10 protein-coding genes are annotated in these 10318 nt (G+C 69.8%); 8 read left to right on the forward strand and 2 right to left on the reverse strand.

The genetic code is table 11. The annotated features are described in order from the left end of the window. The 3 genes from U4E84_RS15290 to U4E84_RS15300 form a co-directional block, all read left to right on the forward strand. The coding region (locus U4E84_RS15290; protein ID WP_322532982.1) for an AIR carboxylase family protein at window positions 1-299 on the forward strand (299 nt) is incomplete at its 5' end. 122 nt (window positions 300-421) lie between these two features. Beyond that, window positions 422-574 carry a hypothetical protein gene (locus tag U4E84_RS15295; RefSeq protein ID WP_322532983.1) on the forward strand — a complete coding sequence of 51 codons (153 nt, stop codon included), beginning with the start codon at window positions 422-424 and terminating at the stop codon, window positions 572-574. Between the two features lie 111 nt (window positions 575-685). Continuing rightward, window positions 686-958, forward strand: coding sequence for a GIY-YIG nuclease family protein (locus tag U4E84_RS15300; RefSeq protein ID WP_322532985.1), 273 nt, complete (start codon window positions 686-688; stop codon window positions 956-958). 24 nt (window positions 959-982) lie between these two features. Here U4E84_RS15300 and hisG read toward each other — a convergent pair whose 3' ends face one another. Next, window positions 983-1873 (reverse strand): ATP phosphoribosyltransferase, encoded by an 891-nt coding sequence (hisG, locus tag U4E84_RS15305; RefSeq protein ID WP_322532986.1) that lies wholly within the window; start codon window positions 1871-1873, stop codon window positions 983-985. 558 nt (window positions 1874-2431) lie between these two features. Here hisG and uvrB point away from each other — a divergent pair. From uvrB to U4E84_RS15330, 5 genes are all read left to right on the forward strand, one after another. Next, complete coding sequence (uvrB, locus tag U4E84_RS15310) at window positions 2432-4486, forward strand: excinuclease ABC subunit UvrB (RefSeq protein WP_322532987.1); 2055 nt, start codon at window positions 2432-2434, stop codon at window positions 4484-4486. A 102-nt stretch (window positions 4487-4588) separates the two neighbouring features. Continuing rightward, the gene (locus U4E84_RS15315) at window positions 4589-5119 is read left to right on the forward strand and encodes a hypothetical protein (RefSeq protein ID WP_322532988.1); all 531 of its coding nucleotides are present in this window, start codon (window positions 4589-4591) and stop codon (window positions 5117-5119) included. Window positions 5120-5185: 66 nt separating this feature from the next. Continuing rightward, the gene (locus tag U4E84_RS15320) at window positions 5186-5782 is read left to right on the forward strand and encodes a hypothetical protein (protein ID WP_322532989.1); all 597 of its coding nucleotides are present in this window, start codon (window positions 5186-5188) and stop codon (window positions 5780-5782) included. Window positions 5783-6025: 243 nt separating this feature from the next. Further along, complete coding sequence (locus tag U4E84_RS15325) at window positions 6026-8608, forward strand: ribonucleoside-diphosphate reductase subunit alpha (protein WP_322532990.1); 2583 nt, start codon at window positions 6026-6028, stop codon at window positions 8606-8608. Between the two features lie 31 nt (window positions 8609-8639). Next, window positions 8640-9632, forward strand: a complete 993-nt coding sequence (locus tag U4E84_RS15330; protein ID WP_322532991.1) for a ribonucleotide-diphosphate reductase subunit beta — start codon at window positions 8640-8642, stop codon at window positions 9630-9632. A 35-nt stretch (window positions 9633-9667) separates the two neighbouring features. Here U4E84_RS15330 and U4E84_RS15335 read toward each other — a convergent pair. Then, on the reverse strand, window positions 9668-10318 hold a 651-nt coding region (locus U4E84_RS15335; protein ID WP_322532992.1), incomplete at its 5' end, for an SPFH domain-containing protein.

The raw sequence follows: 10318 nt of genomic DNA on the forward strand, positions 1-10318 counted from the left end.
TGGCCAACCTCGACCGGATCCTCGATCAGGTCGACCGGATCCGCGAGGCCGACGTCGTCGTGGTCGCGGCGGGCCGCGAGGGGGCGCTCCCGACGGTCGTCGCGGGGCTCGTCGCGGCGCCGGTGATCGCGCTTCCGGTGTCGACCGGCTACGGCGTCGGCGGAGCGGGGGTCGCCGCCCTCCACGGGGCCCTCCAGTCCTGTTCCGTGCTCACGACCGTGAACGTCGACGCCGGCTTCGTCGCCGGCGCGCAGGCGGGGCTGATCGCCCGCGCCGTCGACGCGGCGCGGAGCGACTGACTCCGGAGTTCGGGCTCGTGACGCGAGGGACGGGCCGTCCGACACCGGCAGCGAGCGGGGGTGAAACAGGGTATTTGTTCGTCGATCCCCTACGATCGCCCGCCGGTGACCGCCGGTACCGAATGCCACGCTGTGACCACTGCGGGTCGCACGTCTCGGACCGCTTCGCACGCGTCTTCGCGGACGAGCGCGGCGACCTGAACGCCTGTCCGGACTGCTCCGCCAACGCCGGGATCGCCGAGGTCTCCCGGGAGCGCGCCCGAACCGGGGACTGACTCCGTCGATCCCGCCGCCGAACCGCGCCGGACGCGCCCGACGACGGGTCCGGCGCTTCGACCGCACCGAGACCGGCAGCTATTCGGCGCGTCCGCGCCGATCACTCGCCCGTGTCGACGCCCAGTCAGGACTCGCGCCACCACGTGTACGTGATCGAGTGCGCGGACGGGACGCTGTACACCGGCTACACCACCGACGTGGAGCGACGCGTCTCCGAGCACGACGCGGGCGAGGGCGCGAAGTACACCCGCGGACGGACCCCCGTGACGCTGCGGCACGTCGAGTCGTTCGACTCGAAGTCCGCGGCGCTGTCGCGAGAGCACGGGATCAAGTCGCTCACCCGCGGCGAGAAGGAGGCGCTGCTCGACGGGGACCGGGGCTGAGGCGGCGAGGCTCCGCGCGGTTCCCTACTCGACGAGCCGCTCGATCTCGGTGACCAGGATCCCGCTCGCGCCAACGGCCTTCAGTTCCGAGATCGTCGCGAACACGTCGCGCTCCTCGACGACGGCGTGGACCGCCACCATGCCGTTGCCGTCCTCGTCGGCCTCGACGTCCATCACGGTGGGACCGCCGAGCCCGGGGATCACGTCTTTCACCGCGTCCAGTCGGTCCGTGGGCGCGTTCATCATCAGGTAGCGCCGGCCGTCGGCCGCGAGCACGGACTCGAAGGCGGTCCGCACCTGTTCGACCTTCGGGTCGTCGACCACGTCGGGGCGGGCGAACAGTCGCACCGAGGAGGCGAGCACGTCGTCGAGCACGGCCAAGCGATTCACCTTCAGCGTCGTCCCCGTCGAGGTGATGTCGACGATGGCGTCGGCCATGTCGACGTGGGGGGTCAGCTCCGTCGCGCCCGTCACGGTGACGACGTCGGCGTCGACTCCCACCCGGTCGAGGTAGTCGCGGGTGACGTTCGGGAACTCGGTGGCGACCGTGCCGCCGGCGAGGTCCTCGACGGTCGAGACGTCGCCGTCCTCCGGCGCCGCGAGGACGAGCGTACAGGAGCCGTACCCTAGGTCGAGCAGGTCGACGAGGTCGCCCTCCTCGGCCGCGCTCGCGGCGTCGGCGACGCCGCCGGACTCCGCGGCCTGATCGAGGCCGGTGATCCCGAGGTCGGCCGCCCCGTCGCGGACGTACTCGGGGATGTCGGCAGCGCGCGCGAACAGCACCGACACGTCGGGGTCGACGGTGTCGGCGTACAGCTGGCGGTCGGCGGTCTCCTCGATGTGGAGCCCCGCGCGCTCCAAGAGCGAGATCGTCGGCTCGTGTAGGCGGCCCTTGTTGGGGACGGCGATGCGCATACCTCCAGCGTGGCGGGGCGGCGGGGAAACGTTTTCGTCCGGTGAGCCGCGGCGAGCAGCGACACGATATCGCTTATAAATAACCTCGTGCGGTGGCGCGCGCCTCCGAGCGCCCGATAGGGCGCGAGGAGCGCGTGCGAGGGAGTCGGTGATCCGGAGCGAAGCGGAGGATCACCGACGAGGCTGGGGAGGTGTGAGGTGCGGTGCCGTGCGGGGCGGGACTCAAAGGGGCAGCCGGGAGGCGGGCGCAGGCGATGAAAGCACTGGAAGGAGTGAACGACTGAAGCGCGCAGCGAGCGTGCGTCCGCCTCCCGGCTGGGGCTTTGGAGGTGTCCGCCGCCGATCCGCTATCAACCATTTATAATCGAGCGGCTGGGGCTTTGGAGGTGCTTTCTCCAGCGGGAACCCGGTACGGCCAAGTGGCTGCTGTTTCGGGAGCCTCCGCCGCGCCACTGGGAGCAATCGGGTATTTACCGCCGGCCGAACCGCCGAGACTTCCGACGGTATAAACGACGTAGTCGCGTCGCTCAAGTGTCTCCGCCGCCAACGACGCGTATCGTGAGCGACGCCGACTCCCCCCTCTCGGAGGACCGCCCGACCGTCGACCGCCCCCTCCGCGTCGACGCCCCGTTCGAGCCCGCGGGCGACCAGCCCGAGGCGATCGCGGAGCTCGTGGAGGGGTTCGAGTCGGGCGCGAAGAGACAGACCCTCCTCGGCGTCACCGGCTCCGGGAAGACCAACACCGTCTCGTGGGTCGCCGAGGAGCTGAACCGGCCGACGCTCGTCCTCGCGCACAACAAGACGCTCGCGGCCCAGCTGTACGAGGAGTTCCGCGAGCTGTTCCCGGACAACGCCGTCGAGTACTTCGTCTCCTACTACGACTACTACCAGCCGGAGGCGTACGTCGAGCAGACGGACACGTTCATCGACAAGGAGATGTCGATAAACGAGGAGATCGACCGCCTGCGCCACTCCGCGACGCGCTCGCTCCTCACCCGAAACGACGTGATCGTCGTCGCCTCGGTCTCGGCCATCTACGGCCTCGGCGACCCGCAGAACTACCGCGACATGGCGCTCCGCCTGGAGGTCGGCGAGGAGGTGGGTCGCGAGGAGCTGCTCGCCCGGCTCGTCGACCTGAACTACGAGCGCAACGACGTCGACTTCACGCAGGGCACCTTCAGGGTGCGCGGCGACACCGTCGAGATCTACCCGATGTACGGGCGGTACGCGGTGCGCGTCGAGCTGTGGGGCGACGAGATCGACCGGATGCGCAAGGTCGACCCGCTGAAGGGTGAGGTCGTCTCGGAGGAGCCCGCGGTCATGCTCCACCCCGCCGAGCACTACTCGATCCCCGACGACAAGCTGGAGCAGGCGATCGCGGAGATCGAGGACCTGATGGAGAAGCGCGTCAGCTACTTCGAGCGGCAGGGCGACCTCGTCGCCGCCCAGCGCATCGAGGAGCGCACCACCTTCGACGTCGAGATGCTCCGGGAGGCGGGCTACTGCTCGGGGATCGAGAACTATTCGGTGCACATGGACGACCGCGACTCCGGCGACGCTCCCTACACCCTGCTCGACTACTTCCCCGACGACTTCCTCACCGTGATCGACGAGTCCCACCAGACTATCCCGCAGATCAAAGGGCAGTACGAGGGCGACAAGTCCCGGAAGGACTCGCTCGTCGAGAACGGCTTCCGGCTCCCGACCGCCTACGACAACCGCCCGCTCACCTTCGAGGAGTTCGAGGGGAAGACGGACCGCACGCTCTACGTCTCCGCGACGCCCGGCGACTACGAGCGCGAAACCTCCGACAACGTCGTCGAGCAGATCGTCCGTCCGACCCACCTCGTCGACCCGAAGGTGGAGGTGACGGGGGCGACCGGGCAGGTCGAGGACCTCTTGGAGCGCGTCGACGAGCGGATCGACCGCGACGAGCGCGTGCTCGTCACCACGCTCACCAAGCGGATGGCCGAGGACCTCACGGAGTACTTCGAGGAGGCCGGGGTCGACGTGGCGTACATGCACGACGAGACGGACACCCTGGAGCGCCACGAGATCATCCGCGACCTCCGGCTCGGCAACATCGACGTGCTCGTCGGGATCAACCTGCTGCGCGAGGGGCTCGACATCCCGGAGGTCTCACTGGTGGCGATCCTCGACGCCGACCAGGAGGGGTTCCTCCGATCGACGACCACCCTCGTCCAGACGATGGGCCGCGCCGCCCGGAACGTCAACGGCGAGGTCGTCCTCTACGCCGACCGGGTGACCGACTCGATGGAAGCCGCCATCGAGGAGACCCAGCGCCGCCGCGAGATCCAGCTGGCGTACAACGAGGAACACGGCTACGAGGCGACGACCATCGACAAGCCGGTCGGCGAGACGAACCTCCCGGGCTCGAAGACGGACACCTCGTCGGTCAGCGTCGGCGACGTGGAGAGCGAGGAGGAGGCCGAAGCGCAGATCGAGGCGCTCGAAGACCGGATGAACGCGGCCGCGAGCAACCTGGAGTTCGAGCTGGCGGCGGACATCCGCGACCGGATCGCCGAGCTCCGTCGCGCCTTCGACCTGGGCGCGGACGACGGGGGCGTCCCCGCCCCGATGGTCGAGGAGTAGCGGGCGGGTCCGGTCTCTGTCTGATCCCGACCGTCCCTCCGATTCTCATCCGGCGAGACCTGCGACGACGGGGTTTTATCCGCGACCGCCGGAACCGCCCACATGTACCGTCGCGCGGCCGTGGCCGGCGCCCTCTCGGTCGCCACCGCGGGTTGCGTCGACCGCCTCCACGACGTGGCGGCGTCGACCCCGCGGGACCTCGGCGTCCGGAGCCGCTCCGTCGACGGCGACCCGCTCGTCGACGGCCAGAGCGTTCGCTCACAGCCCGAGGAGGTCGCGACCCACGCCGCCGCGTTCCGGTCGAGCGCGGCCGCGCGGAACGCGCTCCGACCCGACGCCGGAGAGGCGCGCGAGTTCGTCGACGTCACCGCGTTCGTGGCCGACGGCGGGGGAGCGGTGCTCGTCGTCGCACAGCGGCTCACCGCGCCCGCGGTCCACCTCCGGCTCGGCGGGGTCAGCCGCGTCGGTGACCGATCGCTCCGGATCGCGGTCGACGAGACGGCAGTCCGCGGCGACGTCGACGCCGACGACCCGGTCGTCAGGACCCTGCTGCTCCGTCTCACGGACGAGCGGGGGCCGCCCGAGCGCGTCCTCGTCTCGGTCGACGGCGACCGGGCCGGCGTGACCGTCTGACACGCTCCCCGCCGATCTCGCCTCGGTCCCGCGATCGTTTTGTGTCACGGCGGCGTCACCGCGGGTATGACAGCGCTCCGTCGCCGCCTCCTCGGACTCGTTCTGCTCGCGGTCGCCGCCGCCGCATTCGCGAGCGCGGCCGCCGTCGCGCCCGCGGTCGTTCCCGGCTCGGAGACCGCCTCCGGCGACCCCGACCTCGTCGTGCCGTCGCCGACCTCGCTGCTGGCCGCGCCCGCGCTCCTCGCGGCCGGATCGGTGCTGTTGGTCTCCGGCGCTGCCGCGTTCGCCGGCGTCGACCTCTCCGCCCGCGTCGCCCTCCTCGCGCCCGCGCTCGGCGCCGCCGGCGCGCTCGCGCTCGGCGCCGGGATCGGCACCGACTTCGGGGCGCCCCTCGGCGCGTTCGCCGCCTCGGAGGCGCTCGCGACGCTGCGCTCCGGTCCCCCCGCCACGGTCGCGGCCGGCGCCCTTGCCGGCGGCGCGGTGGCGCCCGTGGTCCGCGCCGCGACCACGGAGGACACGGCCGCGCTGCTCGCCGGCGCGGTCCTGCTGCTCGCGTCGGTCGTCGCGGTCCCCGGTTCCGTGCTCACGCTCGTCGCCGGCGCCGCCGCCGGCGTGCTCGCGGTCGGCGCGCTCTGGGCGGTCGATCCGGTGTGGCGTCCGTAGGCCGTCAGCGAGTACGCACCGAGGCGGATCTCCCTCCGCCGACAATCAAGCTAGCTTGTTCTACTGAAATGCTGTTGGTAATATTTATACCGATGGAGCCGGAGGTGTGTGACACGGCTCGAACGGAGTTTCGCCGCGGACGCGGCCGACAGCCGCGCTTCCGTACCGATCCCGACGGCAGCTGCCAGTGGCGACGCCGTCGGTCGCCCGCGGCGGTCGGCTCCGGCCGATCCGGACGCACACATGAGCACGACGACACACGACACCGCGGTTCGCGACCTACTCGACCGCGCCCGGGAGGGCCACGAGGACGTACTGGACGACGACGAACGCGACCGAATCGTCGACGAGGTCGAACGGGCGCTGTACGAGGGAGCCGATCCCGGGGAGGTCGCCGAGGCGACGGTCGACGCGCTCACGGCGCGCATCGAGCGCGACCCGGCCTACGACGCCGCCGCCGCGCGCGTCGCCCGCGAGGACTACTTCAGCCGAGTGACCGGCGAGCGTCCGCCAGCGGGTGACGCCGCGCTCGCTACGGCCTACCGCGACTCGTTCCGGGAGGCCATCGACAGAGGACTCGACGCCGACCTCCTCGACGAGCGGATGGCCGAGTACGACCTCGACCGGCTCGCGGACGCGATCGAACCGAAACGAGACGAGCTGTTCGACTACACCGCGCTCGACACGCTCGAACAGCGGTACTATCTCCGGGAGGCGGACGCGGGGCCGTTCGAGCTCCCGCAGGTCTTCTGGATGCGGGTCGCGATGGGCGTCGCGCTCCGCGAGGACGAGTCGGAGCGAGAAGCGCGCGCCGAGGAGTTCTACGAGGTCCTCTCGACCCTGCGGTTCGTCCACTCCACGCCGACGCTGTTCCACGCCGGGACGACGCACCCGCAGCTCTCCTCGTGTTACCTCACGACCGTTCCGGACGACCTGGAGGGGATCTTCGACGCGTACAAGGAGCACGCCAAGCTCTCGAAGTGGTCCGGCGGGCTCGGCAACGACTGGACCCCCCTCAGGGCCGACGGCGCGCTGGTCTCCTCGACCGGCGTCGAATCTACCGGGACGGTCCCGTTCCTCAAGATCTCGAACGACGTGACCGGCGCGATCAACCGGTCCGGAAAGCGTCGGGGCGCCGCGGCCGCCTACCTCGAAGCGTGGCATCTGGACTTCCCCGCGTTCATCGACCTCCGGCGGAACACCGGCGACGAGCGCCGCCGCACGCACGACATGAACACCGCCGCGTGGGTCCCCGACCTGTTCGTGAAACGGGTCGAGAACGACGAGACGTGGACGCTGTTCTCCCCCGACGAGGTCCCCGAACTCCACGGCACCTACGGCGAGGAGTTCGAGGCGCTGTACGAGGAGTACGAGGAGGCCGCCGAAAACGGGGAGCTTCGACAGTACGAGACGGTCGACGCGAGCGAGCTCTGGCGCGAAATGCTCACTCGGCTGTTCGAGACCGGCCACCCGTGGATCACGTTCAAGGACCCGTGTAACGTCCGGTCGCCGCAGGACCACGTCGGCGTCGTCAACTCCTCGAACCTCTGTACGGAGATCACGCTCAACACGAGCGAGGAGGAGACCGCCGTCTGTAACCTCGGGTCGGTCAACCTCGCGCGCCACATGACGTTCCGCGGCGACGCCGAGGCGCATCCCGCCCCCGACGATGTCGCCGCCGCGGCGCGGAGCGGGGCGGGGACGGAGCGTTCCCTCGACCTCGGCGTCGACGGCGAGGCGGCCGAACTCGACGCCGAGCTGTTCGCCGACACCGCCGAGACGGCGATGCGGATGCTCGACAACGTCGTCGACCTCAACTTCTACCCGACGGAGAAGGCCGAGCGCTCGAACATGCGACACCGGCCGATCGGGCTCGGGATGATGGGGTTCCACGAGGCGCTCCAGCTCGCTCGCGTCCCGATGAACTCCGAGCGCGCGCTCGGGTTCGCGGGGCGGGTCGGCGAACTGCTCGGCTACCACGCGATCGACAACTCCGCGAAGCTGGCGGCCGAGCGCGGCGCGTACGAGACGTTCGAGGGGTCGAAGTGGGACCGCGACATCCTCCCGCAGGACACGCTCGACCTGCTGGCGGACGAACGCGACCGGGAGGTCCCGGTCGACCGCGAGGAGACGCTCGACTGGGACGCGGTCCGCGAGCGGGTCGCCGACCGCGGCATGCGCAACTCCAACACCACCGCGGTGGCGCCGACGGCGACGATCTCCACCATCGCCGGCACCTCGCCGTCGATCGAGCCGCTGTACTCGAACCTCTACGTCAAATCGAACATGTCCGGCGACTTCACCGTCGTCAACGAGCGCCTCGTCGCCGACCTCAAGGCCGAGGGCCAGTGGGGCGCCGAGGCGCTCGACCGCCTGAAGTACCGCGACGGCGCGGTCGGCGACCTCGATCTCCCCGGCGACCTCTCCGACCTCTACCGTGGCGCCTTCGAGGTCGACCCGCGCCATCAGCTGCGGCTCACCGCCCGACGCGGCGCGTGGATCGACCAGAGCCAGTCGCACAACGTCTTCTTCCCCTCCACCGACGGCTCGCTGCTCACCGACGTCTACGAGACGGCGTGGGAGCTCGGACTGAAGACGACCTACTACCTGCGCACGCTCGGCGCGTCGAGCATCGAGCAGTCGACGCTCGACATGGACGAGTACGACGACACGCAGTCCCGCGGCGGGGCGGGGAGCGCCGGCGGCGAGTCCGACTTCGACGACCGGTCCGCGTCGGTCGTCTCCGAGTCCGATGCCGGTTCGGCCGATGGGGTCAGTTCCGACCTCCCCACCGTCGAGGACCCGACCTGTGACGCCTGCCAGTGACCGTCCGACTCTCACAGCCACACCACCACAAATGCCCATACTCAACACCGACAGCCACCACGACCCGAACAAGATCCTGCCGATCGACTACGACTGGGCCCGCGAGTACTACCGGGACGGCGTCAACAACAACTGGGTCCCCGAGGAGATTCCGATGGCCGACGACGTCCACCAGTGGGAGGGCGACGAGCTCACCGAGGCCGAGCGTCAGCTCGTCGAGTGGAACCTCGGGTTCTTCTCGACGGCGGAGTCGCTGACCGCGAACAACCTCGTGCTGGCCGTGTACGACTACGTCACCGCTCCCGAATGCCGTCAGTACCTGCTCCGGCAGGCGTACGAGGAGGCGATCCACACGGACACGTTCATCTACTGCTGTGACTCGCTCGGATTCGAACCGGAGTACCTGTACGGCATGTACGACCGCATCCCCGCGATACAGGCCAAAGACGAGTTCGTCGTCGGCCTGACGCGGGCCATCGACCGGCCGGATTTCGCCATCGAGACCGACGACGACGTCCGGGCCCTCCTCCGGGACCTCGTCGGCTTCTACGTGATCATGGAGGGGATATTCTTCTACGCCGGCTTCGCGATGATGCTCGCGCTGAAGCGACGCGGGAAGATGGTCGGCGTCGGCGAGCAGTTCGAGTACATCATGCGCGACGAGTCGCTCCACCTCAACTTCGGGGTCGACCTCATCAACACGATCCGCGAGGAGCACCCCGGCGTCTGGACCGACGAGTTCGAGGCGGAGATCGACGAGCTGATCCGCGAGGCCGTCGAACTGGAGTCGACGTACGCCGAGGAGGCGTGTCCGCCGGATCTCATGGGGATGTCCGCCGAGGGGTTCGTCGAGTACGTGGAGTACATCGCCGACCGCCGGCTCACCCAACTGGGCATGGACGAGCGGTTCGGTACGGAGAACCCGTTTCCGTGGATGTCCGAAGCGGTCGATCTGAACCGCGAGGCCAACTTCTTTGAGCGACAGGTCACGGAGTACCAGTCCGGCGGGTCGCTGGACTGGTAGCCCGCGTTTCGCTCGCCCGTAGCCGACCTCCGCTATCAGCTCCCCGGCCGCTCGCTCTCGGCCTCCAGCTCGACGTCGCGGTCGGCCTCACGGGACCCCTCCGCTCGGCGGGCGAGGTCGACGTCGCGGGCCGTGTCCGCGTCGCGGGTCTCGTCGGTCCGCAGGTCGCTGTCGGCCACCGTGTCGAGCTGTTCGAGGGCGCTCTCGATGTCCTCTAACCCGAGCATCTTCTCCGTCTCCTCGTCGAACTCCTTGCTCTCTAGTCCATCCATCTGCTGGACGTCGGAGCCGGAGAGCGCCTTGCCGTAGCGGCCGACGAGGCTGGTGAGCTCCTGGGGGAGCACGAACGTGGTGGACTCACCCTGGCCGATCTCGGCCAACGTCTCCATCCCGCGCTCGATGATGGCGCGCTCGCCCATCGACTCGGCCGAGCGGGCGCGCAGCACCGTCGAGATCGCGTCTCCCTGCGCTTCGAGGATCTGCGACTGCTTCTCCCCCTGCGCCCGGATGATGTTCGACTGCTTGTCCCCCTCCGCCTGCTCGATCGCCGACCGGCGTTCCCCCTGCGCTTCCAGGATCATCGCCCGACGGCGGCGCTCTGCGCCCGTCTGCTGTTCCATCGCGCGCTGGACCTCCTGGGAGGGGCTCACCTCGCGGACCTCGACCGCCTCGACGCGGATCCCCCA

It is taken from the genome of Halorubrum sp. AD140, from assembly GCF_034497445.1.
Lineage (GTDB): Archaea > Halobacteriota > Halobacteria > Halobacteriales > Haloferacaceae > Halorubrum.